This is a genomic window from Microvirga sp. HBU67558 (assembly GCF_018069605.1).
Taxonomy (GTDB): domain Bacteria; phylum Pseudomonadota; class Alphaproteobacteria; order Rhizobiales; family Beijerinckiaceae; genus Microvirga; species Microvirga terrae.
This window is the reverse complement of sequence record NZ_JAGPUP010000484.1, coordinates 1-25,267: the sequence shown is the minus strand read 5'-3', so window position 1 is coordinate 25,267 and position 25,267 is coordinate 1. Positions and strand designations below refer to the sequence as shown.

Sequence of the window (25,267 nt, the reverse complement as noted above, 5' to 3'; positions counted from 1 at the left end):
CTGCGCTTCGCCATCCGCGAAGGCGGCCGTACCGTCGGCGCCGGCGTCGTCGCCGCCGTGATGGATTGATTTTAGAGGATCAAAGGACAGCGGCCGGGTTTCGGTCCGGCCGCTTCCCTTGTTGAATGGATAAGCCATGAACGGTCAAAACATTCGTATTCGCCTTAAGGCGTTCGACCACAGGATCCTCGACGCTTCGACACGGGAAATCGTGTCGACCGCGAAGCGGACCGGCGCTCAGGTTCGCGGGCCCATCCCGCTGCCGACGCGCATCGAGCGCTTTACGGTGCTTCGCTCGCCGCACATCGACAAGAAGTCGCGCGAGCAGTTCGAGATGCGCACTCACAAGCGTGTTCTCGATATCGTGGACCCCACCCCGCAGACGGTTGACGCTCTGATGAAGCTCGATCTCGCTGCTGGTGTGGACGTGGAAATCAAGCTCTAAGCCTTACGGCTTGGAGCCTTCGGTAGACACGCCGAGAGGATACGCACATGCGCTCAGGCGTCATTGCACAGAAAGTCGGGATGACCCGCATCTTCACGGATGCCGGCGAACATGTCCCGGTCACGGTTCTGAAGGTCGACAGCTGCCAGGTCGTCGCCCACCGGACCATGGAGAAGAACGGCTACACCGCGCTGCAGGTCGGCGTCGGCAAGGCCAAGGTCAAGAACGTTTCGAAGGCCGAGCGCGGCAGTTTCGCCGTGGCCCAGGTCGAGCCGAAGCGCAAGCTCGCGGAGTTCCGCGTGTCCGAGGATGCTGTCATCCCGGTCGGCGCCGAGATCACCGCTGATCACTTCATTGCCGGTCAGTTCGTGGACGTCACGGGCATCACCACCGGTAAGGGCTTCGCCGGCGGCATGAAGCGCTGGAACTTCGGCGGACTGCGCGCCACGCACGGCGTGTCGGTCTCCCACCGGTCGATCGGTTCGACCGGCGGACGCCAGGATCCGGGCAAGACGTTCAAGAACAAGAAAATGCCGGGTCACCTGGGCGTCGAGCGCGTCACCACGCAGAACCTGCGTGTCGTGTCGACCGACGTCGAGCGCGGTCTGATCCTCGTCGAGGGCGCCGTTCCGGGCGTCGCCGGCGGCTGGATCTTCGTCCGCGACGCGGTGAAGCGCAAGCTGCCGAAGGAAGTGCCGATGCCCGGCGCGTTCCGCACCGGCAATGAGGCTGCGCCGGCCGCCCAGGCTGAGCAGGCCCAAGAGGAGAACGCGTGATGAAGCTTGATGTCACCACGCTCGAAGGCGCGAGCGCCGGATCGGTCGACCTGAACGAGGCCATCTTCGGACTCGAGCCGCGCGCCGACCTGCTCGCCCGCTGCGTTCGCTGGCAGCTCGCTAAGCGCCAGGCCGGCACGCACGCCGTCAAGAATCGTTCGGACATCGACCGGACGACCAAGAAGGTCTACAAGCAGAAGGGCACCGGCAGCGCCCGCCACGGCGCCGCGAGTGCTCCCCAGTTCCGGGGCGGCGGTCGTGCCTTCGGCCCGCAGGTCCGCAGCCATGCGCACGACCTGCCCAAGAAGGTCCGCGCTCTTGCCCTGAAGCATGCGCTCTCGTCCAAGGCCAAGGACGCCTCGCTCGTCGTGATCGACGACGTGAAGCTCTCCGAGCCGAAGACGAAGGCTCTCGTCGAGCGCTTCGGCAAGCTCGGCCTCGGCAACGCGCTGATCATCGGCGGCGCCGAGATCGAGACGAACTTCCAGCGGGCTGCTCGCAACATCCCGAACATCGACGTCCTGCCGGTGCAGGGCATCAACGTCTATGACATCCTGCGTCGCGAGAAGCTCGTTCTCACGAAGTCGGCTGTCGATGCGCTGGAGGCGCGTTTCAAATGAGCCTGGACCCGCGCCATTACGATGTGATCGTAAGCCCGGTCATCACCGAGAAGGCCACGACCCTGTCCGAACAGAACAAGGTCGTCTTCAAGGTGCGGCTGGATGCGACGAAGCCGCAGATTAAGGAAGCGGTTGAGAAGCTGTTCGATGTCAAGGTGAAGAGCGTCAACACGCTTGTCACCAAGGGCAAAGTGAAGATGTTCCGCGGCACCCGCGGCCAGCGGTCGGACGTGAAGAAGGCGGTTGTAACCCTCGTTGAGGGCCAGACCATCGACGTCACGACGGGCCTCTGATCGGACGAGAGAGTGATCCGATGGCTTTGAAGACTTTCAAACCAATCACCCCCGGCCTGCGCCAGCTGGTGATCGTGGACCGCAGCGAGCTCTACAAGGGCAAGCCGGTCAAGAAGCTGACGGAGGGCAAGAGCTCCTCCGGCGGTCGTAACAATATGGGTCGCGTGACCGTCCGCTTCCGTGGCGGTGGTCACAAGCGCACCCTGCGCCTGGTCGACTTCAAGCGTCGCGCCCGTCTGGGCGATGCGGCGACCGTGGAGCGGATCGAGTACGATCCGAACCGCACCGCCTTCATCGCTCTGATCCGCTACGCCGACGGCGAGCAGTCGTACATCCTGGCTCCGCAGCGTCTGGCTGTCGGCGATCAGGTGGCGGCTGGCGAGCAGGTCGACATCAAGCCGGGCAATGCGATGCCGATCGGCAACATGCCGGTGGGAACGATCATCCACAACGTCGAGCTCAAGATCGGTAAGGGCGCGGCACTCGCCCGTTCCGCCGGTACCTACGCTCAGATCGTGGGTCGTGACCAGGGCTACGTGACGATCCGTCTGAGCTCGGGAGAGCAGCGCTTGGTCCATGGCCAGTGCTTCGCCAGTGTCGGCGCGGTGTCGAACCCGGACCACATGAACACCTCTGTCGGTAAGGCTGGTCGTAACCGGTGGCTCGGCAAGCGTCCGCACAACCGCGGCGTGGCCATGAACCCGATCGACCACCCGCACGGTGGTGGTGAGGGCCGTACCTCCGGTGGTCGTCATCCGGTGTCCCCGTGGGGCGTCCCGACCAAAGGCAAGAAAACCCGTTCGAACAAGCGGACCGACAAGTTCATCGTGTCGAGCCGCCACGCTCGGAAGAAGTAAGGATAGAGGCACGTCATGGCACGTTCGCTTTGGAAGGGTCCGTTCGTCGACGGCTACCTCCTCAAGAAGGCCGAGGCTGCCCGTTCCTCGGGCCGCAACGAGGTTATCAAGATCTGGAGCCGCCGCTCCACGATTCTCCCGCAGTTCGTGGGCCTCACATTCGGGGTCTACAACGGTCAGAAGCACATTCCCGTCAACGTGAACGAGGAAATGGTGGGTCACAAGTTCGGCGAGTTCTCGCCGACCCGCACCTTCCACGGCCACGCGGCGGACAAGAAGGCGAAGAGGAAGTAAGATGGGTAAGGCCGCGACTCCTCGCGCACTGAGCGACACAGAGGCACAAGCCGTCGCTCGCATGCTGCGCGTCAGCCCCCAGAAGCTCAACCTTGTTGCGGCCCTTATCCGCGGCAAGAAGGTTTCTGCGGCTCTCGCCGATCTCGAGTTCTCCCGCAAGCGCATCGCGCGCGACGTGAAGAAGTGCCTCGAGAGCGCCATTGCGAACGCCGAGAACAACCACAATCTCGATGTGGACGATCTCGTCGTCAGCCAGGCCTTCGTCGGCAAGGCGCTTGTCATGAAGCGCTTCCACGCCCGGGCCCGCGGCCGGGGTGCTCGTATCATGAAGCCGTTCTCGAACCTCACGATCGTGGTTCGGGAAGTTGCCGAACAGGCATAAAGGAGAACCAGATGGGTCAGAAAGTTAACCCGATCGGTCTTCGGCTCGGCATCAACCGGACCTGGGACTCGCGCTGGTTCGCCGGCAAAGGCGAGTACGCCAAGCTGATGCATGAGGACATGGCGATCCGCGAAGCTCTCATGAAGCAGCTGAAGCAGGCCGCCGTTTCGAAGATCGTCATCGAACGTCCGCACAAGAAGTGTCGCGTCACCATCCACTCGGGTCGTCCGGGCGTGGTGATCGGCAAGAAGGGCGCCGACATCGAGAAGCTGCGCAAGCTCGTCTCGAAGATGACCGACGCCGATGTGGCGATCAACATTGTCGAGGTCCGTAAGCCGGAAGTCGACGCTACGCTGGTGGCCGACTCGATCGCCCAGCAGCTCGAGCGCCGTGTCGCTTTCCGCCGCGCCATGAAGCGTGCCGTTCAATCGGCCATGCGTCTGGGCGCCGAGGGTATCCGTATCAACTGCTCGGGCCGTCTGGGTGGCGCTGAAATCGCCCGCCTCGAATGGTACCGCGAGGGCCGCGTTCCGCTGCACACCCTGCGTGCGGACGTGGATTACGGTACGTCCACGGCCTTCACGACCTATGGCACCTGCGGCATCAAGGTCTGGATCTTCAAGGGCGAAATCCTTGAGCACGATCCGATGGCCCAGGACAAGCGGATGAACGACGAAGGAGGCCGCTCCGGTGGCCGCCGCGAGCAGGCGGCGTAACCGAGAGGTCAGGAGAGGTTTGCCATGTTGCAACCGAAGAAAACCAAGTTCCGTAAGCAATTCAAGGGCCGCATCTCTGGCACCGCGAAGGGCGGCACGGACCTCAACTTCGGCCAGTTCGGCCTGAAGGCGATGGAACCCGAGCGCGTCAACGCTCGTCAGATCGAGGCGGCTCGCCGCGCCATCACCCGCGCGATGAAGCGTGCGGGCCGGGTATGGATCCGCATCTTCCCGGACGTGCCTGTGTCGACCAAGCCGACCGAAGTGCGTATGGGTAAGGGTAAGGGCGCTCCCGAGTACTGGGCGGCTAAGGTCAAGCCTGGCCGTATCATGTTCGAGATCGACGGCGTGCCGGAGGATATCGCTCGCGAGGCTCTTCGTCTCGGCGCCGCGAAGCTCCCAATCAAGACGCGCTTCATCCAGCGCATTGCCGAGTAAGGAGGGGATCATGAAGTCTAAGCAGAGAGCCTCCGACCTCAACGCGATGTCGCAGGACCAGCTGACGGACGAGCTGCTGAACCTGAAGAAGGAGCAGTTCAACCTCCGCTTCCAGCGCGCCACCGGCCAGCTCGAGAACACCGGACGTGTCCGCGAAGTCCGTCGGGACATCGCCCGCGTCAAGACGCTGCAGCGCCAGAAGGCCGCTGCGGCGAAGGCTTAAAGGGGATCAAGATGCCGAAGCGCGTTTTGCAGGGCGTCGTTGTCAGCGACAAGCAGGACAAGACGGTCGTTGTGAAGGTGGAACGCCGTTTCACGCACCCGGTCATGAAGAAGACCGTGCGTAAGACGAAGAACTACCATGCTCACGACGAGAACAACACAGCCAAGGTGGGCGACACGGTCTTCATCGAAGAGACCAAGCCGCTCTCCAAACTGAAGACCTGGGTGCTCGTCGACCAAGCGAAGGCTTAACAAAGCCTTCTCTAGGGGTTGTCAAACGGGGGCGGTTCGTGTATACGGCCGCCTCTCTCGACATTTGAAGGGCAGGGGACAAGAGATCCCCGTCAGGCGTAGTCCGGGGGGCAATCCTGCCTTGGCCCGGAAACCTGTCTGAAACAAAGGAAAGGATCAAAGCCATGATCCAGATGCAGACGAATCTTGACGTCGCCGATAATTCCGGCGCCCGTCGCGTGATGTGCATCAAGGTTCTCGGCGGTTCGAAGCGTAAGTACGCTTCCGTGGGCGATATCATCGTCGTATCCGTAAAAGAGGCTATTCCGCGCGGCCGCGTGAAGAAGGGCGATGTCATGAAGGCAGTCGTCGTTCGCACCGCGAAGGACATCCGCCGCGCTGACGGCTCGGTCATCCGCTTCGACCGGAATGCCGCCGTTCTGATCAACAATCAGAAAGAGCCGGTCGGCACCCGAATCTTCGGCCCGGTTCCGCGTGAACTGCGTGCCAAGAACCACATGAAAATCATTTCGCTTGCGCCGGAGGTGCTCTAATGGCCGCGAAGATCAAGAAGGGCGATAAGGTCGTCGTCCTGACCGGTCGCGACAAGGGCAAGACCGGTGAAGTCGTGCAGATGCTCCCGAAGGAAGAGCGCGCGGTCGTCCGCGGCGTCAACCTCGTGAAGCGTCACCAGCGCCAGACGGCGAATGCCGAAGGTGGCATCATCTCGAAAGAGGCGAGCATCCATCTGTCGAACCTGGCCTATGCGGACCCGAAGGACGGCAAGCCGACCCGGGTTGGTTTCAAAGTTCTGGAAGACGGCCGCAAGGTCCGTTTCGCCAAGCGTTCGGGGGACCTGATCGATGGCTAAGGCTCAGGTGGACGGCTACACGCCGCGGCTGAAGAAGCACTACGAGGAAGTGGTGCGTCCGAAGCTCATTGAAGAATTCGGCTACAAGAACCCCATGGAAGTGCCGACGATCGAGAAGATCGTGCTCAACATGGGCGTTGGCGAGTCGACCGCCGACTCGAAGAAGGCTTCGGTCGCTGCGGCTGACCTCGCTCTCATCGCCGGCCAGAAGCCGGTGATCACGAAGGCCCGCAAGGCTATCTCGCAGTTCAAGGTCCGCGAGAACATGCCGATCGGCGCCAAGGTCACGCTGCGCAAGGTGCGCATGTACGAGTTCCTTGACCGTCTCGTGACCATTGCTCTCCCGCGCGTCCGCGACTTCCGGGGCTTGAACCCCAAGTCGTTCGACGGCCGCGGCAACTACGCAATGGGCATCAAGGAGCACCTCGTGTTCCCTGAGATCAATTACGATAGGGTCGAGCAGGTTTGGGGCATGGACGTCGTCATCACCACCACGGCGAAAACCGACGAAGAAGCCCGCGCCCTGCTGCGTCACTTCAACTTCCCGTTCCGGCAGTGAGGATAGCTGTCCTCAAACGCGGACACTGGAGATAAAAGCATGGCAAAGAAAAGCGCTATTGAGAAGAACAAGCATCGTCGTGAGCTGGTGAAGAAGTTCGCCGGCCGTCGCGAGCGCCTTCTGGCGGTCGCCAACGACGAGTCGAAGTCCATGGAGGAGCGCTTCGAAGCGCGCCTCAAGCTGGCTGAGCTGCCGCGTAATGCGAGCAAGACCCGCATCCGCAACCGCTGCGAGATCACGGGCCGTCCGCGCGCCTACTACCGCAAACTCGGCATGTCCCGTATCGCTCTGCGGGAACTGGGCAACAAGGGCCTGATCCCGGGCCTCGTGAAGTCCAGCTGGTAAGGGGGAGGGCATCATATGATCAACGATCCGTTGGGCGATATGCTCACCCGTATCCGCAACGCGCAGATGCGCCGTCGCGGGTCCGTCTCCACCCCCGGCTCGAAGCTCCGCGCTCGCGTCCTCGAGGTTCTCAAGTCCGAGGGCTACATCCGCGACTACTCGCAGACCGAGTTCGGCAACGGCCGAACGGAGTTCTCGATCGAGCTCAAGTATTATGACGGTCAGCCGGTGATCCGCTCCATCGAGCGTGTCTCCAAGCCCGGCCGCCGCGTGTATGCCTCCGTCGACACCATGCCTCGCGTGGCCGACGGTCTGGGCATCACCATTCTCTCGACGCCGCAGGGCGTGATGGCCGATCACGAGGCCCGTGAGAAGAACGTGGGCGGCGAAGTGCTCTGCAAGGTCTTCTAAGGCCGAAGCACCCGCACAGAACCACGGAGATTCGAAAATGTCCCGAGTAGGCAAGAAGCCCGTTACGGTTCCGTCAGGTGTGACGGCTACCGTTGACGGTCAGATGGTGAAGGTTAAGGGCACGAAGGGCGAACTCTCGTTCCTCGTTCCTGAAGAAGTGTCGGTTGCTCTTGAGAACGGCGCCGTGTCGGTGAACCCGCGCGACGAGTCCAAGACGGCCCGTGCAAAGTGGGGCATGTCCCGCGCCCAGGTGGCGAACCTGGTCGAAGGCGTGTCCAAGGGCTTCGAGAAGCGCCTTGAGATCAACGGCGTCGGTTACAAGGCCGCCGTTGCCGGCAAGGTGCTGAAGCTGTCGCTGGGCTACAGCCACGATATCGACTACGTGATCCCGGCCGGCGTGACGATCACGACGCCCCGTCCGACGGAGGTCGTCGTGGCCGGCATCGACAAGCAGGTCGTCGGTCAGACCGCCGCCGAGATCCGCGAATACCGCGGTCCGGAGCCCTACAAGGGCAAGGGCGTCAAGTACTCCGACGAGTTCATCTTCCGCAAGGAAGGCAAGAAGAAGTAAGGACGACGTATCATGGCTGAGAAGAAAGGCGCTGAAGATCGCCGCAAGGCTCGTGTGCGCCGTGCGATCAAGAAGGCAGCGAATGGCCGTCCGCGTTTGTCGGTCTTCCGTTCGTCCAAGCAGATCTACGCCCAGGTCATCGACGACGTGAGCGGCCATACGGTCGCCTCGGCTTCGACCCTCGAGGCTGACGTGAAGGGCAAGCTCAAGACCGGAGCCACCGTGGATGCGGCGAAGGAAGTGGGCAAGCTCGTTGCCGAGCGCGCGGTTCAGGCCGGCGTGAAGCAGGTCATCTTCGACCGCTCGGGCTACCTCTATCACGGCCGCGTCAAGGCTCTCGCCGACGCTGCCCGTGAAGGCGGTCTGGATTTCTAACGGCGGGTATAATCCAAGCAACCCTTAGCGAGCGGGCCCGCCGCCCGCGCAAGTGAGAGGTCTCATGGCTAGAGAACCCAGAGAACGTGCTGATCGCGAAGAGCGCGACAGCGAATTCGTGGACCGCCTGGTCCACATCAACCGCGTCGCCAAAGTCGTGAAGGGCGGCCGTCGCTTCGGCTTCGCCGCGCTTGTCGTCGTCGGCGACCAGAAGGGCCGCGTCGGCTTCGGCCACGGCAAGGCCCGTGAGGTGCCGGAAGCGATCCGCAAGGCCACCGATGCTGCCAAGCGCTCCATGATCCGCGTCGCCCTCCGCGAGGGCCGCACGCTCCACCACGACGTCAACGGCCGTCACGGCGCCGGCAAGGTCGTGCTGCGTGCCGCTCCCCAGGGTACCGGCATCATCGCCGGCGGCCCGATGCGCGCCGTTTTCGAAGTGGTGGGCATGCAGGACGTGGTCGCCAAGTCGCTCGGCTCGTCGAACCCCTACAACCTCGTGCGCGCCACCTTCGATGCGCTCAAGAACGAGGACAGCCCGCGTTCGGTCGCCGCTCGCCGCGGCCTGAAGGTCTCGACGCTGCAGGCTCGCCGCCGCGATGCGGATGCCAGCGAAGTCGCTGGCGCTGAAGCGTAAGGGAGGCTTTGACCATGGCAAAGAATCCTGCTTCGGCTGGTAAGACCGTCACCGTTGAGCAGATCGGCTCGCCGATCCGCCGCGAGGCCAAGCAGCGCCAAACGCTGATCGGCCTCAGGCTCAACAAGCTTCACCGTACCTCGACCTTGGAAGACACGCCGGCTGTGCGCGGCATGATCGAAAAGGTCAAGCACCTCGTGCGCGTTGTCGACGGGCAGTGAGGAGAGCGTCATGAAACTCAACGAAATTCGTGACAACGAAGGTTCCACCAAGAACCGCATGCGCGTGGGCCGTGGCATCGGCTCGGGCAAGGGCAAGACCGGTGGCCGCGGCGTGAAGGGTCAGAAGGCCCGTACCGGCGTGGCGATCAAGGGCTTCGAAGGCGGTCAGATGCCTCTGCACCGTCGTCTGCCGAAGCGCGGCTTCAACAAGCCGAACGCCATCGACCTGAACGAGGTCAATGTCGGGCGCATTCAGCAGGCCATCGAGGCCGGCAAGCTCGACACGGGTGCTCCCGTGACGGTCGAGACGCTTGTTGCCGCCGGCGTGGTGTCCAAGCCGCGCGACGGCGTGAAGATCCTCGGCGTCGGCGAGCTGACGGCGAAGCTTTCCTTCCAGGTCTACGGCGCGTCCAAATCGGCCGTCGAAGCGATCGAGAAGGCTGGTGGCTCGGTCACCCTGCTGGGTGCCGTTGCGCAGGCGTGAGCCCGCGCCCACATTGACTAAGATCCAAGCGGCGGCCCGCGTCTGATCGCGTGGCCGCCGTTTGCGTGATGACCGTCACGTACCAGGAATTTCGGGGACACAACTATGGCCTCAGCAGCCGAGCAACTTGCGGCAAACATCAATTTCGGCGCCATCGCCAAGGCCGATGAGCTGAAGAAGCGCATCTGGTTCACGTTGGGCGCGCTCATCGTCTACCGTCTCGGCACCTACATTCCGCTGCCCGGGATCGACCCGGAGGCTCTCCGGCAGAGCTTCCAGGGCGCCAGCGGCGGCGTGCTCGGTCTGTTCAACATGTTCTCGGGCGGTGCCGTGGAGCGCATGGCGATCTTCGCCCTGAACATCATGCCGTACATTTCGGCTTCGATCATCGTCCAGCTTCTGACATCCGTTCTGCCCTCCCTGGAGGCGCTCAAGAAGGAAGGGGAGGCAGGACGCAAGATCCTGAACCAGTATACGCGCTACCTCACCGTCTTCTTGGCCGTGTTTCAGTCCTGGGGCATCGCCGTAGGGCTGCAGAGCTCCGGCACGATCGTACAGTCGCCGGGGCCGTTCTTCCTGGTCTCGACCGTAATCACACTGACCGGCGGAACCATGTTCCTCATGTGGCTGGGCGAGCAGATCACGTCGCGCGGCATCGGCAACGGCACCTCTCTGATAATCTTCGCCGGCATCGTGGCGAACCTGCCGACGGCGGTCGCCGGCACCCTCGAGCTGGGCCGCCAGGGCGCGATTTCGACGGGCCTGATTCTCGGAGTGATCGTGATGGCGGTCGCCATCATCTACTTCGTGGTGTTCATGGAGCGCGCGCAGCGCCGCTTGCTGATCAACTATCCGAAGCGCCAGGTCGGCAACCGGATGTACGAGGGTCAAACGTCGTTCCTGCCGCTCAAGCTGAACACCTCCGGCGTCATCCCGCCGATCTTCGCGTCCTCGCTGCTGCTGCTGCCGGCGACCATTGCCAGCTTTCAGACGAACACGGACGGGACCGGCTTCATCTCGATGCTGACCGCCTATCTGGGCCACGGGCGTCCCGCCTACATGTTCCTGTACGCGGCGCTAATCGTGTTCTTCGCCTTCTTCTACACGGCGATCGTCTTCAACCCGACCGAGACGGCGGACAACCTGAAGAAACAGGGCGGCTTCATTCCCGGCATCCGCCCGGGCGAGCGCACGGCCGACTTCATCGACCAGGTGCTGACGCGTATCACTGTGCTCGGCGCCGCCTACCTGGTGATCATCTGCCTGATTCCCGAACTGCTGGTATCCTACGCGGCTTTGCCATTCTACTTTGGCGGCACTTCGCTTCTGATCGTCGTGTCTGTTACGATGGACACGGTCGCTCAGGTGCATGGCCATCTCTTGGCTCACCAGTACGAGGGTCTCGTCAAGAAGGCGAAGCTCAAGGGCGCACGTAGACGCTAAGGTTCAACGCTTCGCCTGCAGGCGAGCACATTCGACGAAGTCAGGGGGACGTCGATGAGGATGATTCTGCTGGGGCCGCCGGGGGCCGGGAAAGGCACTCAGGCCGTTCGCCTGGTCGACAGGTTGGGTATTCCCCAGCTTTCAACGGGCGACATGCTCCGCGCAGCCGTGGCGGCCGGCACGCCGGTCGGCCTCAAGGCCAAGGCCGTCATGGATCGCGGCGATCTCGTATCGGACGAGATCGTCGTCGGCATTATCGCCGACCGAATCGAGGAGGCAGACGCCAGGAACGGCTTCATCCTCGACGGTTTCCCCCGGACGGTCGCCCAGGCTGAGGCCTTCGACGCCATGCTGGCTGCCAAAGGCCTCAAGCTCGACGCGGTCATCGAGTTCAAGGTGAACGAGGCCGAGCTCGTCGACCGGATCGTCAAGCGCGCCCGGGAAACCGAGGCTCGTGGAGAACCCGTCCGCAAGGACGACAATCCGGACGTGTTCAAGACCCGCCTGGAGGCTTACCGGACTCAGACGGCTCCGCTTTCGGCCTATTATGCCGAGAAGGGCATGCTGAAGACCGTCGACGGCATGAGGCCGATCGACGAGGTCACCGATGCGGTCAAGGGAATCGTCGGTCGCTGAACAACAGGGCTTGACGAACGGGTTAATTTCCGTTAGGGGCAAGCTCTTGCACAAGAACCTGCAGATCCAGAGGGCTTCCTGAGAAGCTGCTCTGGTTTGCTGTGTTTTGCATAAGTAACCCGCGCAGGGGCCGGCCTCCACCGGACGCGCGACAACCAAAACCCGAAGCATCTGCTTCCCATATGGAGACGGACAATGGCCCGTATCGCAGGCGTCAACATCCCGACCGCAAAGCGCGTCGTGATCGCCCTTCAGTACATCCACGGCATTGGGCCCAAGAAGGCCCAGGAGATCGTCGAGAAGGTCAACATCCCGGCCGAGCGCCGCGTGAATCAGCTGACCGACGCCGAAGTTCTGGCTATCCGCGAGACGATCGACCGCGACTATATCGTGGAAGGCGATCTGCGCCGCGAAGTGTCCATGAACATCAAGCGCCTCATGGATCTCGCCGCCTACCGTGGACTGCGCCACCGTCGCAGCCTTCCGGTCCGCGGTCAGCGCACCCATACGAACGCCCGTACCCGCAAGGGCAAGGCGAAGCCGATCGCCGGCAAGAAGAAGTAATTCTATCCGGCCACCCGCCATGGGTGGCCTTTTCTCCCGAGCGCCTGGAACGACGGGCGCGCTTGAAGGATCTTTGGAATGGCTAAAGAAGCTACCCGCGTCCGCCGCCGCGAACGCAAGAACATCGTTTCCGGCGTGGCACATGTGAACGCCTCGTTCAACAACACCATGATCACCATCACCGACGCCCAGGGCAACACGATCTCCTGGTCCTCGGCCGGCGCCATGGGTTTCAAGGGTTCGCGTAAGTCGACCCCGTACGCGGCGCAGATCGCCGCTGAAGATGCGGCCCGCAAGGCGGCCGAGCACGGCATGCGCACCCTCGAGGTCGAGGTGTCCGGCCCCGGCTCCGGCCGTGAGTCCGCTCTGCGCGCCCTCCAGTCGGCCGGCTTCACCGTCACGTCGATCCGTGACGTGACGCCGATCCCGCACAACGGCTGCCGCCCGCGCAAGCGTCGCCGCGTCTAAGGTTATCCGGCGCGTGGGTCCAAAGCCCACGCGCGTTCCGGTTTAAAGGGCTGGCCGCAAGCCTCCCTTCAAGCCGTACCTCATGAGGTGTGGTTGTGATCCAAAAGAACTGGCAAGAGCTGATTAAGCCGAACAAGCTTGAAGTCGCCCCCGGTGACGATCCGAAGCGCATCGCGACGGTCGTGGCCGAGCCGCTCGAGCGTGGCTTCGGCACGACGCTCGGCAACTCGCTGCGCCGGGTCCTCCTGTCGTCGCTCCAGGGCGCGGCCGTGACGGCGATCCATATCGATGGCGTGCTGCACGAGTTCTCGTCCATCCCGGGCGTCCGTGAGGACGTGACCGACATCGTCCTCAACGTGAAGACGATCGCCATCAAGATGCAGGGCGAGGGTGCGAAGCGCATGACGCTCCGCAAGACCGGCCCTGGCGCCGTGACCGCCGGTGACATCAACACGATCGGCGACGTGCAGATCCTGAACCCCGATCTCGTTCTCTGCACCCTCGACGAGGGCGCCGAGATCCGCATGGAGTTCACGGTCGACACCGGCAAGGGCTACGTTCCGGCCGAGCGCAACCGCTCCGAGGACGCTCCGATCGGACTGATCCCGGTCGACTCGCTCTATAGCCCGGTGAAGAAGGTCTCCTATCGCATCGAGAACACCCGCGAAGGCCAGATTCTCGACTACGACAAGCTGATCATGACGGTCGAGACCAACGGCGCCGTGACCCCTGAGGATGCCGTGGCCTATGCCGCCCGGATCCTGCAGGACCAGCTCCAGGTTTTCGTCAACTTCGAAGAGCCGCGCAAGGAAGAGGCCGCTGCCGCCGCGCCGCAGCTGCCGTTCAACCCGGCTCTTCTCAAGAAGGTCGACGAGCTCGAGCTGTCGGTCCGTTCGGCGAACTGCCTGAAGAACGACAACATCGTCTATATCGGCGACCTGATCCAGAAGTCAGAGGCGGAAATGCTCCGCACCCCGAACTTCGGCCGCAAGTCGCTCAACGAGATCAAGGAAGTTCTGGCCGGCATGGGCCTGCACCTCGGCATGGACGTGCCGGGCTGGCCGCCGGAGAACATCGAAGACCTCGCGAAGCGCTTCGAAGAGCACTACTAAGTTCGTCGGAGCCGCCGTCCTTCATGAGCGGCGGCTCCTTCATCTGCCCCACCTTAAGGGTGGTCAATCAAGAGAGGCGGTCCGTTCCTTGGCACGGCGGCCGTAGAATCTAGGAGAAAGCCAATGCGTCACGGATTCCGTGGTCGTCGCTTCAACCGCACGACCGAACACCGCAAGGCCATGTTCGCCAATATGGCGGCTGCGCTGATCAAGCACGAGCAGATCGTCACGACGCTGCCGAAGGCGAAGGACCTGCGTCCCGTCGTCGAGAAGCTGATCACCCTCGGCAAGCGCGGCGACATGCATGCCCGCCGCCTCGCCATGTCCAAGCTGCGCGACGAGACCATGGTCAAGAAGCTTTTCGACGTGCTGGGCAAGCGCTACCAGGACCGCAACGGCGGCTATACCCGCGTCCTGAAGGCAGGCTTCCGCTATGGCGACAACGCTCCGCTGGCCGTGATCGAGTTCGTGGACCGCGACGTCGATGCGCGCGGTCAGGATTCGGGCCCGACCCAGAAGGACGAGCTCGTCGAGGCAGCCGAGTAAGTCTCGGCTCCAGAGATTTCATCAAGGGCGGTCTTCGGACCGCCCTTTTTGTTTGAAACGGTCAATCTGACGTTGCGGAACTTGGTGTTTCGAGTTCCGCGCTCTATCGAATGACCTCGCCGATCAAAGGATTCGCCCGTTATGCGCTCTTCGCCTTTTCGCCTGTCACTGTCCGCTGTCCTGCTCGCTCTCGGGGTCGCAGGAGCGCAGGGCCAGACGCAACGCGTGATCCCCGATAGCCAAGCCCAGGTTCAGCTCTCCTTCGCGCCTGTGGTGCGGCAGACGGTCGGGTCGGTCGTGAACGTCTATGCCAGCCGCTCGGAACGCCGGCAGAACGCCGCCATGGAGGAGTATTTTCGCCGTTTCTTCGGCGACAACGCCCCGGGTGTTCCGCGCGGCCGGTCGCAGAGCTCCCTCGGGTCCGGGGTCATCGTCGATCCGTCCGGGCTCGTGATCACGAACAACCATGTGATCGAGAACATGAACGAGGTGAAGGTCGCGCTTGCGGACCGGCGAGAATTCGCAGCCGATATTCTCCTGCGCGATCCGCGCACCGACATCGCCGTGCTGAAGCTCAAGGACGCCACGAATCTTCAGGCCGTCGAACTCGGCGATTCTGAAGCCCTGCAGGTCGGCGATCTCGTGCTGGCCATCGGCAACCCTTTCGGTGTCGGACAGACGGTCACACAGGGGATCGTCTCGGCCCTTGCCCGCACCCAGGTCGGCATTTCCGACTACCAATTCTTCATCCAGACGGATGCCGCCATCAACCCGGGTAATTCCGGCGGCGCTCTCATCGATATGAACGGCCGCGTGGTCGGCATCAACACGGCGATCTATTCCCGGTCCGGCGGCAGCATCGGCATCGGCTTCGCCGTTCCGTCGAGCATGGTCCGGGTGGTGCTGAATTCCGCCAAGGGAGGCGCAAAGAACGTGGTGCGGCCTTGGCTCGGCGCGCGCCTCCAGCCGGTGGACGGCGACATTGCCAGTGGTCTTGGCCTCGAACGTCCCACAGGCGTTCTCGTGACCTCCGTCTATGACAAGGGGCCCGCCGCCGAGGCGGGACTCAAGCGCGGTGACGCGATCCTGATGGTCGACGGGCAGCCGGTCGATAATCCGGATTCCTTCGGCTACCGCTTCACCCTCAAGGGCACCCAGGGCCAAGCCCCGCTGACCGTTCTCCGGAGCGGCAAGCAGACGACGATCCCGGTCAGGCTGATGCCCCCGCCGGAAAACCCGCCTAGGGAGCCGGTGCGCGGGAAGGCCCGGACGCCGTTCGCCGGCGCGACCCTCGTGAACATGTCGCCGGCCGTCGCGGACGAACTGCAGATCGAGATCGCCGACGATGGTATCGTCGTGGCGGATCTGGAGGATCGCAGCGTCGCGGCCAGCGTGGGCTTCGAAAAGGGTGACCAGATCGTGGCTATCAACGGCGAACGCGTGACATCGACGAAGGACGCGGATCGCCTGATCAACCGCAACGGCGGTTATTGGGAGATCACCGTCAACCGCGGTGGACGGGTCTTTACGACGGTGCTCGGCCGGTGAGCACCTGGACAATCTCGACCGATCTGGCGCCGCCGGATGTCGAGACCGCCTATCGCTGGATATCGGCCGAGAGCTACTGGGCCAAGGGTTTGCCGCGGGACATGTTCGAGAGGTCCGTGGCGAATTCCTTGTGTTTCGGCCTCCATGACGCCGCGGACGATCTGCGGGGCTTCGCCCGGGTCGTGACCGATCGCGCCACGTTCGCCTATCTCTGCGACGTCTATGTCTGCGCCTCGGTCAGAGGGCAGGGCGCCGGCAAGGCCTTGATCCGGGCCATCATGGGGCATCCCGAGCTGCAGCTTCTCCGGCGCTGGATGCTCGTAACGCGCGATGCCCACAGGCTTTATGAGCCGTTCGGCTTCCAAACCCCTGAAAATCCTGAAAGACTCATGGTGCGGCTGGATCCCGACGTCTATGCGCGCTTGAGCTCTGCATCACAATGAGCGATCTGTTCTCATCCGCCGGCCTGGACCGGAACGCGCCTCGTCCCCTGGCGGACAGGATGCGTCCGACCAAGCTGTCCGAGGTGGTCGGCCAAGATCATCTGGTCGGGCCCGACGGCATCCTCACCCGGCTCATCGCGTCCAAGACGCTGGGATCCCTCGTCTTCTGGGGACCACCCGGCACCGGCAAGACCACCGTGGCGCGGCTGCTCGCTCATGAGACGGATCTTCATTTCGAGCAGATTTCGGCGATCTTTTCCGGCGTGGCCGATCTCAAGAAAGTCTTCGAGGCGGCGCGCCATCGCCGCTCCACCGGCAAGGGCACGCTGCTCTTCGTCGACGAGATCCACCGCTTCAACCGGGCTCAGCTCGACGCGTTTCTGCCGGTGATGGAAGACGGCACCATCACGCTGGTGGGAGCGACTACGGAGAACCCGTCCTTCGAGCTGAATGCGGCGCTTCTCTCCCGCGCCCGCGTGCTCCTGTTCAAGTCGCTCGACGAAACGGCCATCGGGCAGATCCTGGCCCGGGCCGAGGAGGTCACAGAGAAGACACTGCCCCTCGACGATGAGGCGAAGGCGTCCCTCGTGCGGATGGCGGACGGGGACGGGCGGGCCGTGTTGACGCTCGCCGAGGAGGTCTGGCGCTCGGCGAAGCCCGGCGAGGTCTTCGACGCGGAGCAGCTGCAGGAGATCATCCAGCGCCGCGCCCCGATCTACGACAAGGGTCAGGAAGGCCATTACAACCTCATCTCCGCCCTGCATAAAACCATCCGCGGATCGGACCCGGATGCGGCACTGTACTATCTGACCCGCATGCTCGACGCAGGCGAGGACCGGCTCTTCATCGCGCGCAGGCTGGTCCGGGCGGCCGTGGAGGACATCGGCATGGCCGATCCGCAGGCCCTGGTCATCGCCAATGCGGCCAAGGATGCATTCGATTTCCTCGGCTCCCCGGAGGGGGAACTGGCCCTCGCGCAGGCGGCCGTCTATCTCGCCACCGCGCCGAAATCGAACGCGCTCTATACCGCCTACAAGTCCGCTACCCGGGTGGCGAAGGAGCATGGCTCTCTCATGCCGCCCAAGACGATCCTCAACGCGCCGACCAAGCTCATGAAGCAGATCGGCTACGGCGAGAGCTATGCCTATGACCACGACGAGCCGGATGCATTCTCCGGGCAGGATTACTGGCCCGAGAAGCTGGGGCGGAAATCGTTCTACGAACCCGTGGACCGTGGCTTCGAGCGGGAGATCAGGAAGCGGCTGGAGTGGTGGGAGAGGCTGCGCCGGGAGCGGCGCAGTGGAAACGGCGAATAGCCCATGAAGGCGTATCTCCTCGTCTTTCTAGGCGCAGGCATCGGCGGTGCTCTCCGGCACGGGGTGAATGTCGGCTGCGCCCGCATGTGCGGGACGGCATTCCCCTGGGGGACGCTGACGGTGAACGTTGTGGGGTCCTTCGTCATGGGAGCCCTTGCGGGATGGCTCGCCTTCAAGGCCGGCGAGGGCTGGAGCCAGCCACTCCGCTTGTTCCTCACGACTGGGATCCTGGGCGGCTTCACCACCTTCTCGGCCTTTTCCCTCGATGCGGTGCTGATCTGGGAACGGGGGCAGGCTGGGATTGCGGCAACCTATGTCATTGCCTCGCTCATTCTCTCCATCGCAGGATTGGCTGTCGGTCTCGGGTTGATCCGGGCGGTCTCCGGCTAAACCTCGATTGCCGCCCGCGCGGCGCTCTGGTACCCACAGATTCATGAGAAAAAGCGGTTCAGGACAGAATGGCGCCCGTGGCGGGCGCTCGGGTGCCCGGCAGGGTTTTCGCTCGCACGAGGACAAGCCCGCCCGCAAGTCGGCCCCGGCCAAGCAGCGCACGGCGAAATCGGCGGCTGGCACAACCCGCGCGCCATCAACACTGCGCGAGAAGCCGGCCGCGCGTCCCAAGCAGCCGGGACCTGCCGCGGAGGCTCCTCGCGGTCCGACCCGGGCTCAGGCCAAGGCGGCCGCCCAGGAGGTGCTGGCGACCGGCGTTCAGACTCTCGTGGTCGAACCGGACGAGGCCGACATGCGCGTCGACCGTTTCCTGGTCGCCCGGTTCCCGCAGCTCGCCTTCACCCATATCCAGCGTATCGTCCGAAAAGGGGAGCTGCGCATCGACGGAAAGCGGGCGCAGCCGAACGAGCGTCTGATGCCCGGCCAGAAGGTCCGCGTCCCGCCTCTGAAGCTCGATCAGCCGCGTCCGGTTTCCCGCAGCGCGGCCAAGGACCAGGACGACCGCGACTTCCTAAAGTCGATCACGCTTTACGAGGATAAGGACGTTCTCATCATCAACAAGCCGATGGGCCTTGCGGTCCAGGGCGGGTCGGGCACCAAGCGGCATGTGGACGGAATGCTCGATGCTCTGACCGACGAGGATGGGCAGAAACCGCGCCTCGTGCATCGTCTCGACAAGGACACGGCCGGCTGCCTCGTGATCGCCAAGACGCGCTTTGCCGCGTCCACCATGGCGAAATCCTTCCGCTCTCGCACCACCCGCAAGATCTACTGGGCGCTCGTGGCCGGCGTGCCACGCGTCCGTCAGGGCAGGGTCTCGACCTATCTCGCCAAGGAGGGGGACGAGGGCGATTCCCGCATGCGGGTCGCGCGCCATGGGGACGAGGGTGCGAGCCATGCGCTCACCTACTACGCGGTGGTCGATACGGCCGCTCAGAAGCTCGCCTGGCTGTCGCTGAAGCCGGTCACGGGGCGCACGCACCAGCTGCGCGCCCACACGGCCCATATCGGGCACCCCATCGTCGGCGACCCGAAATATTTCGACATCGAGAACTGGGAGCTGCCCGGCGGCATTCAAAACAAGCTGCATCTGCTGGCGCGCCGCATCGTCATCGCGCATCCGCGCACAGGCAAGCCTATTGACGTGACGGCGCCGCTGCCGCCGCACATGCAGCAGAGCTTCAACCTGCTCGGGCTCGACACGAGCCGTTACGACCCCATCGTCGAGGCACCTGAAGAGTAGCCTCCATACCTCCTTCGCTCTTCGTCCCAGTCGCACTTTCGCCGCGCATGGCGCGCAGCATCGAGCGTCTCGTCAGCCCTTCGGCTGTCTGAGTGACTGGCAGGGAGGAGATCGATGGAACACAAGCCTCTTGATCAGCTCCGTAGCGTAGCCGACGTTCAGCCGAGACCTTTGTCCCGCGAGGAACGACTCCAGCGGTGGATCGATCTGCTCGAAACGGATCCCAAGCGCCGCCTCAGCTCCCTTGGTGAAATCGAGTACAAGCCGCCAGCGGAGCGCGCGCTGCTCCGCGAGGACGACTCGCCGCTCACTGTGGCCTATGAGGACCCCGTCCTGCGCGCGGACGGGTTGTCGAGCGACCGGCTCGGCGATGCCATGCGCTACTTCGCCCTGTCGGATGGCCAAGCTCACTATGCCCTCTGCTCCTGCCTGAGCGGCCGCACGATGGAGGCCGGGACCTGTGCTCAGAGATTGCGGAATGCGACCGGCAATGTCGCCTGGGAGTCGGCAGTCGGCGCTTGGTTACTGGCCGCCCTGGCCGTGAGTCTGCCGGGCCTCGTCTATCTGTTGAGCTGAGCAGGGCCGCACCATGGATGGCCTCGTCAGGAGGCGGTGAGGCCTCCTGATGGAGCCTTGACCATTGCGGGCCGTTCCGGAATCGGGGACAAAGCGGCAGACCGCAAAGGCGCTTTTCCCATGCTGAACATCGAGCCTGTCACCCTTTCCACCGACATTTTGACCCTGCGTCCTTTGAGCCTCACCGATGTGCCCGCTCTGGGCATGGCCGCCGCTGACGGCGAACTCTGGGACAAGAAAACCACGACGGTGCCCCGGCCCGAGGGCTTTGACGCTTACGTGCAGAAGGCCCTCGAGCTTCAGGCGGCTGGTCTTGCCCTGCCATTCGCGACGGTGGTGAACGATGGCACCCGGCTTGTCGGCTCGACACGCTACATGAACATCGATGCGGCCAATCACCGGGTCGAGATCGGCACCACTTGGATCGCCCGGTCCTGGCAGCGGACTTTTGTCAACACGCACGCGAAGTTCCTCATGCTGCGGCATGCCTTCGAGGTTCTGGACTGTCTCGCGGTCGAGATCCGCACCCATGCCCGAAACGATCAGTCCCGCGCCGCCATCGAACGTCTCGGCGCCAGGCTCGACGGGATCCTGCGGCAGCACATGATCATGCCCGATGGGCATATCCGCGATACAGCGGTCTACAGTATTGTCCGGGACGAGTGGCCTGCGGTGAAGGCGGGCCTCGAAAGGAAGATGGCCTCGGCCTAACCGTCAGATGAAGCCGTGTTCCCGCAGCAGCCTGGTCGAGGCCGCTGCATTCCGATGGTGGATGAAGATGCCGCCTGCTCGTTCCCAGCGATGGCGATCCTTCTCCCGGTCATCGACCAGCGCGTCGCCAGGATGGCAATGTTCGCGCTTCAGGGCGGCCGTGGTGGTGATCACCCTGGTTCCGGGAAAGTATCTCTCGGCCCAGCGCCGCTTCTGCGGCTCGGCCCAGTTCCCACGTGGTAAGCCGGTCAGGACCACCGGGTCGAGGTGACAGACCGCGTCGAACAGGTCCATAGCGTCGGGAAGAGGCTCAAGGGTGTTGAAGAAGTCCGGTGTCGCGGCAAGGCCCGACCAGAAGCGCTTCAGGCCGAACCGGCGTTCGTATTCGGCCGGAGGCATGCCGAACACCCGGGCGGCACCCTCGTCGAAATCGGCCAGCACGCCGTCACAGTCCAAGAACACCGTCGGCACGCGGCCAATCTCCTCATCATACCACCCCGAAACCGCCCGGCGCCAGGCATTGTTCCCGCCCTGCGCCGGAGCTTGGCCGCCTGAGGAACGCCGCCCGGTGGACCACGTTGGTCTCTGACAGGGTCCACATTATGGGTTGAAGCATGAGCAGCAATGTTCGCGACAATGCCGACCGTCGTCGGTTCGAACTGGAGCAGAACGGACATATCGCCTTCGCCAATTACGAACGGCGCGGGTCCGATCTCGTGATCCGCCATGTGGAGGCCGCCGTTCCGCTGCGGGGAACCGGTGCCGCCGGCGAACTCATGCGGGGGGTTGCCGAGATCGCCCGCTCCGAGGGACGGACGATCACGCCGCTCTGCGGTTACGCCTGGGCTTGGATCCGCCGGCACAAGGAATACGCTGACCTGCTGAATTGAGCCGGATCCCCCCCTGTTCGGTGGGTGTGCCCATTCGCCGTACTGCGATCTGCGTCAAAATAGACTAAACAGCGGCACCTCCAAAAACCTTCCTATCGCGCTATGGGGGCGCCGCCTGTGACCAACGTGATCGAAAAAGCCAGAAGGGTTCTGGCGAATAAAAGCGTGGCCGTTTTTGCCGCTGTCCTGGCCCTGGTCATTGCGGCCGCCGTGTTCATCGGTCCCCGCCTGCTGGCTGAGCCGCCTGTCGAGATCTCCTATTCCGAGTTCACCCGGGATCTTGCTTCCAAGAAGGTCCAGAAGGTTCTGATCGAGAGCGGCGGGCTCTCCGTCTCAACGAGCGACAGGAATGTCTTCGTGCGCATGCCCAACGGCCTCGTGAGCGCCGATTACATCGAGCGGGTCACGGCGTCCGGCGCCGAGGTCGATTTCAAGAAGCCCGGCTTCGATGCGGCTCATCTGGCGAGCATCCTCGTGCCGCTGGTTCTCGTTGCGGCCGTGCTGGTCATGCTGGCGATCCAGACCGATTTCAAGCCGACTTCGCGCTGGCCCCGCGTCATCCGGAGCCTGCCCAATCGCTTCGACGACGTCGCGGGTCAGGAAGAGGCCAAGGCCGAATTGCAGGAGGTGATCGCATTCCTGCGCGATTCGGAGGCTTTCACGAAGGTGGGGGCCCGCATCCCCCGCGGTCTGCTGATGGTCGGTCCGCCCGGAACGGGCAAGACCCTGATTGCCAAGGCCCTGGCGGGCGAAGCCGGCGTGTCGTTCATGGCCGTCTCGGGCAGCGACTTCTCCGCACCCCTGATCGGCATTGCCAAGAGCCGCGTCGCCAAGCTGTTCGAGCAGGCGCGCAAGAAGGCCCCCTGCCTGATCTTCATCGACGAGATCGACGCCATCGGGCGCAAGCGCGGCGGCGGCGGATCAGCGGCCGACAGGGAATTCGAGTCGACCCTGAACCAGCTTCTGGTGGAGATGGACGGCTTCAACACCACGGCCGGCGTGATCGTCATCGGGGCGACGAACCGCGTCGACGTGCTCGACCCGGCGCTCCTGCGTCCCGGCCGCTTCGACCGTCAGGTCCATATCGGGCTTCCCGATATCGGCGGCCGCGAGGCGATCCTCAACGTTCATGCCCGCAACGTGAAGCTCGCCGAGGGTGTGAGCCTCGCATCGATCGCCAAGGGCACCCCGGGCTTCTCAGGCGCCGACCTCGGCAACCTCCTCAACGAGGCGGCGATCTTCGCGGCCCGCGAGGGCGTCGAGGAGGTCACTCGGGATCACCTAGAAGCGGCTCGCAACAAGATCATCATGGGGCTTGAGCGCCGCTCCCTCGTGATCTCGGACGAGGAGCGCAGGCTGGTGGCCGTCCACGAGGCTGGCCACGCCCTCTGCGCCTGCCTGCTGCCGGCCTCCGACAAGGTTCACAGCGCCACGATCATCCCGCACGGCCAGGCGCTTGGGCTCGTGATGCGGCTGCCCGATCATGATCGATTCTGCATTCCGGTGGAGAAGCTCGAGGCGGATCTCATCGTCGCCATGGGCGGCCGCGCGGCCGAGGAGATCGTGTTCGGGGCCAAGAGAGTCACGACGGGAGCCGCCAGCGACATTGCTCACGCCACGAACATCGTGACCAAGATGGTCACCGAGTGGGGCATGAGCCCGGCGATCGGGATGGTCCGAGTCGCCCGCTCGGGAGATAGCCTTCCCCGCGAGGTCGAGCAGGAAATCCGCCGCATCATCGATGAGATGTACGCCGCCGCGAAGACCTGCATCGAGGACAACCGCGATGCGCTCGACGCCCTGACCCAGGCCCTTCTGGAGCACGAGACGATCGAAGGCGACGAGGTCCGTGAGATCGTCGCGAAGCTGGAGACGAGACTGGCCGCCTGACCAGGCGACCGTTCTCACCTGCCATTCATCCCGAGATGCGGGCGAGGTCCTGCTTCATCGCGCCGTCCTCCTGGAGCGGCGCATGGATCGTGCAGACGACCCCGGTCGGCGCGAAGGTGATGGCGACATCCCCGTGCAGCTCCTGGGCAAGGCTGCGCTCGATCAACCGGGTGCCGAACCCGCGTCGGCTCGGTTCGACGACGCGGGGGCCGTCCGTTTCCCTCCAGGTCAGCTCCAGCCTCGTCCCATCGGCCTGCTCCCGCAGCGACCAGGTGATCGCGACGCTTCCCGTCGAATCGGACAGGGCGCCGTATTTGACCGCGTTGGTGCCGAGTTCCTGGAGCGCCATGGCGACCGCGAGGGCGATCCGGGGCGGCAGGCGCACGTCCCGCCCATGCAGATCGAACCGGCCGTGCCCATCGGCCTGAAACGGCGCGATGGCTTCCTGGACGACCTCGCGCAGGTAGGCTCCGTCCCAGTTCTCGCGGGTCAGTACGTCATGAGCACGGGAGAGGGCAAACAAGCGTCCCTCGACCGCATCGCGGGCTTCGCTCGCGGTCTCCGCGTTGCGCAGGCTCTGCGACGCGATGGACTGCACGGTCGCCAGGGTATTCTTCACGCGATGATTGAGTTCGTTGATGAGAAGTTGCTGGTGCTCCTCGGCCCGCTTCATCTCCGTGACGTCTAGCGCGACGCCCAAGGTCCTCGCCGGTAGACCGTCCTTGAAGTCCTGCATCTCGGCCCGGAGCAGCAGCCAGTGCAGGGAGCCGTCGGGCCAGGTGATCCGAAGCTCCGTTTCCATATGTCTGTCCCCACGGGCCATGGCCTCCCGGGCGATGGCTCGAAGGCGTTCCCGTTCGCCCGGGCAGTAGTGCGCTCTGAGCTCCTCGGTCGTCAGGACGGCGTCCGACGGAAGGCCGAAGAGTCGCTTGAGCTCCGGTGACGCTGTCACCGAATCCGTTGCGGTTTCCACCTCCCAGACGGCCATTCGCCCCGCGTCGATGGCGAGGCGCAGACGAGCCTCGCTTTCGGCCAGAGCCGCCTGTGAGCGCTTCATCTCGGAGAGGTCGGCGGCCAGCACATAAAAGCCGATGACCCGGCCATCTTCGTCAAAGTCGGGGATGTAGTCGGACTTGACGTAGCGCATGCCCGTGCGAAAGGGCGCCCACCACTCGTGACCCGTCCGCTCCCCGGCGAGGGCTGCCTCGATATAGGGCCTCGTCCGCTCATAAGCCGGGGTTCCTACGGCTTCCCACAGGTGGAGGCCATACAGGCTCTCCGGCGTGCGCCCGATCCAGATCTCGTACGCCCGGTTGTTGAAGCGGTAGCGCTGATCGGCGTCGACATAGGCCACCAGGGCGGGAAGATGATCGGCGATCTGCCGGAGCTTCTGCTCGCTGACATGAGGCGGCCATTCGGTGCTCTCGGTGGAGCGGCCATGTGCCGAATCAGAGCGGGCGCCGACCGACGACCTGCTGGTCTGCAGCTGCGCCCGCAACTCGCGGTTCTCGCGCTCCAGTTCCGCCAGCCTGTGCAGCAGAGCGTCCCGGTCCATGGGCTCGACTGTTATCATCTACTGTTCTTGGCCCATTTTTCGCATGAACCCCATGCTACTCATGGTCTAAGGCCTGTGGGGATTTGGGATTCCCCTTTGGGCGCGAGTGTGATTCACGCTCTGGATGGACC

Annotated in this window: 38 protein-coding genes and 1 pseudogene; 37 read left to right on the top strand and 2 right to left on the bottom strand. The window is 63.9% G+C overall.

What is annotated here, in order from left to right:
- The 35 genes and pseudogenes from KBI52_RS09335 to KBI52_RS09165 all read left to right on the top strand — a co-directional run.
- A pseudogene (locus tag KBI52_RS09335) lies at positions 1-69 on the top strand (elongation factor Tu); the annotation flags it as partial.
- Positions 70-136: 67 nt separating this feature from the next.
- Positions 137-445, top strand: coding sequence for a 30S ribosomal protein S10 (gene rpsJ / locus KBI52_RS09330; RefSeq protein WP_009764298.1), 309 nt, complete (start codon positions 137-139; stop codon positions 443-445).
- A 47-nt stretch (positions 446-492) separates the two neighbouring features.
- On the top strand, positions 493-1,221 hold the full coding sequence (rplC, locus tag KBI52_RS09325) for a 50S ribosomal protein L3 (RefSeq protein ID WP_173945702.1): 729 nt from the start codon (positions 493-495) through the stop codon (positions 1,219-1,221).
- Positions 1,221-1,841, top strand: a complete 621-nt coding sequence (gene rplD / locus KBI52_RS09320; protein ID WP_173945701.1) for a 50S ribosomal protein L4 — start codon at positions 1,221-1,223, stop codon at positions 1,839-1,841. The genes rplC and rplD overlap by 1 nt, the downstream gene beginning before the upstream one ends.
- Positions 1,838-2,134 carry a 50S ribosomal protein L23 gene (locus tag KBI52_RS09315; protein WP_114947420.1) on the top strand — a complete coding sequence of 99 codons (297 nt, stop codon included), beginning with the start codon at positions 1,838-1,840 and terminating at the stop codon, positions 2,132-2,134. The genes rplD and KBI52_RS09315 overlap by 4 nt, the downstream gene beginning before the upstream one ends.
- Positions 2,135-2,154: 20 nt before the next feature.
- Positions 2,155-2,991, top strand: coding sequence for a 50S ribosomal protein L2 (rplB, locus tag KBI52_RS09310; RefSeq protein ID WP_173945700.1), 837 nt, complete (start codon positions 2,155-2,157; stop codon positions 2,989-2,991).
- Positions 2,992-3,006: 15 nt separating this feature from the next.
- The gene (gene rpsS / locus KBI52_RS09305) at positions 3,007-3,285 is read left to right on the top strand and encodes a 30S ribosomal protein S19 (RefSeq protein ID WP_173945699.1); all 279 of its coding nucleotides are present in this window, start codon (positions 3,007-3,009) and stop codon (positions 3,283-3,285) included.
- A 1-nt stretch (position 3,286) separates the two neighbouring features.
- A complete protein-coding gene (gene rplV, locus KBI52_RS09300) occupies positions 3,287-3,667 on the top strand; it encodes a 50S ribosomal protein L22 (protein ID WP_152712967.1) in 381 nt (126 codons plus the stop codon).
- An 11-nt stretch (positions 3,668-3,678) separates the two neighbouring features.
- Positions 3,679-4,383 carry a 30S ribosomal protein S3 gene (gene rpsC / locus KBI52_RS09295; protein ID WP_036358354.1) on the top strand — a complete coding sequence of 235 codons (705 nt, stop codon included), beginning with the start codon at positions 3,679-3,681 and terminating at the stop codon, positions 4,381-4,383.
- Positions 4,384-4,407: 24 nt separating this feature from the next.
- Positions 4,408-4,821 (top strand): 50S ribosomal protein L16, encoded by a 414-nt coding sequence (gene rplP, locus KBI52_RS09290; protein WP_009764306.1) that lies wholly within the window; start codon positions 4,408-4,410, stop codon positions 4,819-4,821.
- A 10-nt stretch (positions 4,822-4,831) separates the two neighbouring features.
- A complete protein-coding gene (gene rpmC / locus KBI52_RS09285) occupies positions 4,832-5,044 on the top strand; it encodes a 50S ribosomal protein L29 (RefSeq protein WP_114947418.1) in 213 nt (70 codons plus the stop codon).
- Positions 5,045-5,055: 11 nt separating this feature from the next.
- A complete protein-coding gene (gene rpsQ / locus KBI52_RS09280; RefSeq protein WP_099511396.1) occupies positions 5,056-5,295 on the top strand; it encodes a 30S ribosomal protein S17 in 240 nt (79 codons plus the stop codon).
- A 164-nt stretch (positions 5,296-5,459) separates the two neighbouring features.
- The gene (rplN, locus tag KBI52_RS09275; protein ID WP_009764309.1) at positions 5,460-5,828 is read left to right on the top strand and encodes a 50S ribosomal protein L14; all 369 of its coding nucleotides are present in this window, start codon (positions 5,460-5,462) and stop codon (positions 5,826-5,828) included.
- Positions 5,828-6,145, top strand: coding sequence for a 50S ribosomal protein L24 (gene rplX / locus KBI52_RS09270; protein ID WP_173945698.1), 318 nt, complete (start codon positions 5,828-5,830; stop codon positions 6,143-6,145). The genes rplN and rplX overlap by 1 nt, the downstream gene beginning before the upstream one ends.
- Positions 6,138-6,704, top strand: coding sequence for a 50S ribosomal protein L5 (gene rplE, locus KBI52_RS09265; RefSeq protein WP_173945697.1), 567 nt, complete (start codon positions 6,138-6,140; stop codon positions 6,702-6,704). Before rplX ends, rplE begins: the two co-directional genes overlap by 8 nt.
- A gap of 39 nt (positions 6,705-6,743) precedes the next feature.
- Complete coding sequence (rpsN, locus tag KBI52_RS09260) at positions 6,744-7,049, top strand: 30S ribosomal protein S14 (RefSeq protein WP_036358373.1); 306 nt, start codon at positions 6,744-6,746, stop codon at positions 7,047-7,049.
- Positions 7,050-7,064: 15 nt separating this feature from the next.
- Complete coding sequence (gene rpsH, locus KBI52_RS09255) at positions 7,065-7,460, top strand: 30S ribosomal protein S8 (protein ID WP_173945696.1); 396 nt, start codon at positions 7,065-7,067, stop codon at positions 7,458-7,460.
- Positions 7,461-7,497: 37 nt separating this feature from the next.
- On the top strand, positions 7,498-8,031 hold the full coding sequence (gene rplF / locus KBI52_RS09250; protein ID WP_173945695.1) for a 50S ribosomal protein L6: 534 nt from the start codon (positions 7,498-7,500) through the stop codon (positions 8,029-8,031).
- A gap of 12 nt (positions 8,032-8,043) precedes the next feature.
- Positions 8,044-8,406 (top strand): 50S ribosomal protein L18, encoded by a 363-nt coding sequence (gene rplR / locus KBI52_RS09245; RefSeq protein WP_173945694.1) that lies wholly within the window; start codon positions 8,044-8,046, stop codon positions 8,404-8,406.
- 64 nt (positions 8,407-8,470) lie between these two features.
- Complete coding sequence (gene rpsE, locus KBI52_RS09240) at positions 8,471-9,040, top strand: 30S ribosomal protein S5 (RefSeq protein WP_173945693.1); 570 nt, start codon at positions 8,471-8,473, stop codon at positions 9,038-9,040.
- A 14-nt stretch (positions 9,041-9,054) separates the two neighbouring features.
- On the top strand, positions 9,055-9,261 hold the full coding sequence (rpmD, locus tag KBI52_RS09235) for a 50S ribosomal protein L30 (protein WP_173945692.1): 207 nt from the start codon (positions 9,055-9,057) through the stop codon (positions 9,259-9,261).
- A 10-nt stretch (positions 9,262-9,271) separates the two neighbouring features.
- Positions 9,272-9,745: a 50S ribosomal protein L15 gene (rplO, locus tag KBI52_RS09230; protein WP_173945691.1), complete on the top strand. Its 474-nt coding sequence runs from the start codon at positions 9,272-9,274 to the stop codon at positions 9,743-9,745.
- Between the two features lie 105 nt (positions 9,746-9,850).
- Positions 9,851-11,188: a preprotein translocase subunit SecY gene (secY, locus tag KBI52_RS09225; protein WP_173945690.1), complete on the top strand. Its 1,338-nt coding sequence runs from the start codon at positions 9,851-9,853 to the stop codon at positions 11,186-11,188.
- A 54-nt stretch (positions 11,189-11,242) separates the two neighbouring features.
- Positions 11,243-11,824 (top strand): adenylate kinase, encoded by a 582-nt coding sequence (locus tag KBI52_RS09220; protein WP_173945689.1) that lies wholly within the window; start codon positions 11,243-11,245, stop codon positions 11,822-11,824.
- A gap of 195 nt (positions 11,825-12,019) precedes the next feature.
- On the top strand, positions 12,020-12,388 hold the full coding sequence (rpsM, locus tag KBI52_RS09215) for a 30S ribosomal protein S13 (protein WP_173945688.1): 369 nt from the start codon (positions 12,020-12,022) through the stop codon (positions 12,386-12,388).
- A 78-nt stretch (positions 12,389-12,466) separates the two neighbouring features.
- On the top strand, positions 12,467-12,856 hold the full coding sequence (rpsK, locus tag KBI52_RS09210; protein WP_009764323.1) for a 30S ribosomal protein S11: 390 nt from the start codon (positions 12,467-12,469) through the stop codon (positions 12,854-12,856).
- Between the two features lie 89 nt (positions 12,857-12,945).
- Positions 12,946-13,968 (top strand): DNA-directed RNA polymerase subunit alpha, encoded by a 1,023-nt coding sequence (locus tag KBI52_RS09205; protein ID WP_173945687.1) that lies wholly within the window; start codon positions 12,946-12,948, stop codon positions 13,966-13,968.
- Positions 13,969-14,091: 123 nt separating this feature from the next.
- Positions 14,092-14,514 (top strand): 50S ribosomal protein L17, encoded by a 423-nt coding sequence (gene rplQ / locus KBI52_RS09200; RefSeq protein ID WP_173945686.1) that lies wholly within the window; start codon positions 14,092-14,094, stop codon positions 14,512-14,514.
- Positions 14,515-14,655: 141 nt separating this feature from the next.
- Entirely contained in the window at positions 14,656-16,062 is a 1,407-nt protein-coding gene (locus KBI52_RS09195; RefSeq protein WP_210806926.1) for a Do family serine endopeptidase, read from the top strand.
- Positions 16,059-16,505 carry a GNAT family N-acetyltransferase gene (locus KBI52_RS09190; protein WP_210271944.1) on the top strand — a complete coding sequence of 149 codons (447 nt, stop codon included), beginning with the start codon at positions 16,059-16,061 and terminating at the stop codon, positions 16,503-16,505. The genes KBI52_RS09195 and KBI52_RS09190 overlap by 4 nt, the downstream gene beginning before the upstream one ends.
- Entirely contained in the window at positions 16,502-17,821 is a 1,320-nt protein-coding gene (locus KBI52_RS09185) for a replication-associated recombination protein A (protein ID WP_173945684.1), read from the top strand. The genes KBI52_RS09190 and KBI52_RS09185 overlap by 4 nt, the downstream gene beginning before the upstream one ends.
- A 3-nt stretch (positions 17,822-17,824) precedes the next feature.
- Positions 17,825-18,211, top strand: coding sequence for a fluoride efflux transporter CrcB (gene crcB / locus KBI52_RS09180; RefSeq protein ID WP_173945683.1), 387 nt, complete (start codon positions 17,825-17,827; stop codon positions 18,209-18,211).
- A 43-nt stretch (positions 18,212-18,254) separates the two neighbouring features.
- Positions 18,255-19,514 carry an RluA family pseudouridine synthase gene (locus KBI52_RS09175; protein WP_210806924.1) on the top strand — a complete coding sequence of 420 codons (1,260 nt, stop codon included), beginning with the start codon at positions 18,255-18,257 and terminating at the stop codon, positions 19,512-19,514.
- A 114-nt stretch (positions 19,515-19,628) separates the two neighbouring features.
- Positions 19,629-20,090 (top strand): hypothetical protein, encoded by a 462-nt coding sequence (locus KBI52_RS09170; RefSeq protein ID WP_173945681.1) that lies wholly within the window; start codon positions 19,629-19,631, stop codon positions 20,088-20,090.
- Between the two features lie 120 nt (positions 20,091-20,210).
- Entirely contained in the window at positions 20,211-20,801 is a 591-nt protein-coding gene (locus tag KBI52_RS09165) for a GNAT family N-acetyltransferase (protein ID WP_210806922.1), read from the top strand.
- 3 nt (positions 20,802-20,804) lie between these two features.
- Here KBI52_RS09165 and KBI52_RS09160 read toward each other — a convergent pair whose 3' ends face one another.
- Positions 20,805-21,272, bottom strand: coding sequence for a hypothetical protein (locus KBI52_RS09160; RefSeq protein ID WP_210806920.1), 468 nt, complete (start codon positions 21,270-21,272; stop codon positions 20,805-20,807).
- A 143-nt stretch (positions 21,273-21,415) separates the two neighbouring features.
- Here KBI52_RS09160 and KBI52_RS09155 point away from each other — a divergent pair, with 143 nt between their 5' ends.
- Together KBI52_RS09155 and ftsH are read left to right on the top strand one after the other, a co-directional pair.
- Positions 21,416-21,691, top strand: a complete 276-nt coding sequence (locus KBI52_RS09155; protein WP_173945678.1) for a GNAT family N-acetyltransferase — start codon at positions 21,416-21,418, stop codon at positions 21,689-21,691.
- Between the two features lie 165 nt (positions 21,692-21,856).
- Entirely contained in the window at positions 21,857-23,581 is a 1,725-nt protein-coding gene (gene ftsH / locus KBI52_RS09150; RefSeq protein ID WP_210806918.1) for an ATP-dependent zinc metalloprotease FtsH, read from the top strand.
- 25 nt (positions 23,582-23,606) lie between these two features.
- Here the strand turns inward: ftsH and KBI52_RS09145 are convergent, their stop codons facing one another.
- Positions 23,607-25,154, bottom strand: a complete 1,548-nt coding sequence (locus KBI52_RS09145; RefSeq protein ID WP_210806916.1) for a sensor histidine kinase — start codon at positions 25,152-25,154, stop codon at positions 23,607-23,609.
- Positions 25,155-25,267 lie beyond the last annotated feature (113 nt).